We start from the raw sequence: 1,197 nt of genomic DNA on the forward strand, positions 1-1,197 counted from the left end.
CGCAATAGCCGGCTATTACTCAATCATGCGCCTTGACCTTAGTCATTTACCCTGCGTAAAACCTGATCATTATATTAAGCGGAATGGTATTAGTTATATTATACAATGCAACTATATTGGTCATTTAAAGCCGCAAGTGGGGCGGATGCAGACCATTAATCCGCCTAAGTATTGGCTTATTTAAAGTATGGGGTTAATGGTGCTTGTTGAAATGGTTTTAATCAGGGGCGGTCTTTACTGTGAATTTAATAGCGCCTGAATTCAGGAATCATTAATGGAATGAGTATGAAAAATGGTTGTTTTTTTATTGTTTTTATCTTTGGGTCTAATACCCCGCAGCTTGCTACGTAAAGGCTTTTGACCTTAGAGTAACCCAATATACCCCTCTTCGCGGAGCAAATTTTAGCCTAAGCGAAAAACCTTGGTGCGGGGTATTTTATTGCTGTTAGTCCCCTTTTTTCTTTTTGCAGAGGAGATAAAAATGCAGATGGCGGATAAAAACTGGTTAGAACCTGTGCCAGAGATTGGTTCGCGCACTGCCTCTATTCCTTATCACGCGGCTGAAGAGGGCTCTGTGAGTGATTTTGTGCCTAAAATGTATTATGAGGGTGATTACTTTTATCTACGTGGCGAATATGGCGGTTTGCGTTTTTTTGAAGGCGATAATTATAGCATTAGTCTGTTAGGGCGATATCGATATTTTGATATTCCTAAGCAGTATCAACGTGATTTTCACGGTACTAACATTGATATGGGTTTGCAGTTTGAGTATCTGTTTAACGCTAATTCCCCCCTGCAATTAGAGTCAGTGATGGCAATAGTTACGTTAATGTTAACCTGCGTTATCAAATAGATTATAAGCGTTTTGATATTGACCTGAATGGGACGTTTAGATACAAAAGTGCTGCGTTTAATAATCTTTATTATGGACTTTCTATTGATGATATTGGCAGTGATCTTGATGTTAAAGTAGGCACTGAGGTACGTTACCATGTCTTTAGTAACCTTTATTTGTTGGGTGAAATTAACATTAATATACTGGGGATTATTGACACAAACGGGACCAATATTATTAGATAAAAGTATCGATCCTCATTATAAGCAGCAGATCATCAACTGCATTGAATCTGAGCCTGATCAACAGATCAGTGATATCCATATTTGGAAAATCAGTGCCGATCATTTTGCTGCTATTAT

The 1,197-nt window shown here is 38.3% G+C and carries 2 protein-coding genes and 1 pseudogene; all 3 read left to right on the forward strand.

From position 1 onward, the window contains the following. The coding region (locus G322_RS24050) for a hypothetical protein (protein WP_033422285.1) at positions 1–184 on the forward strand (184 nt) is incomplete at its 5' end. Between the two features lie 255 nt (positions 185–439). After that, the gene (locus tag G322_RS0119425) at positions 440–853 is read left to right on the forward strand and encodes a MipA/OmpV family protein (protein ID WP_156874010.1); all 414 of its coding nucleotides are present in this window, start codon (positions 440–442) and stop codon (positions 851–853) included. Between the two features lie 138 nt (positions 854–991). Beyond that, positions 992–1,197, forward strand: a pseudogene (locus tag G322_RS21565) (hypothetical protein); the annotation flags it as partial.

Source organism: Psychromonas hadalis ATCC BAA-638 (assembly GCF_000420245.1).
In the GTDB taxonomy this organism is placed as follows: domain Bacteria; phylum Pseudomonadota; class Gammaproteobacteria; order Enterobacterales; family Psychromonadaceae; genus Psychromonas; species Psychromonas hadalis.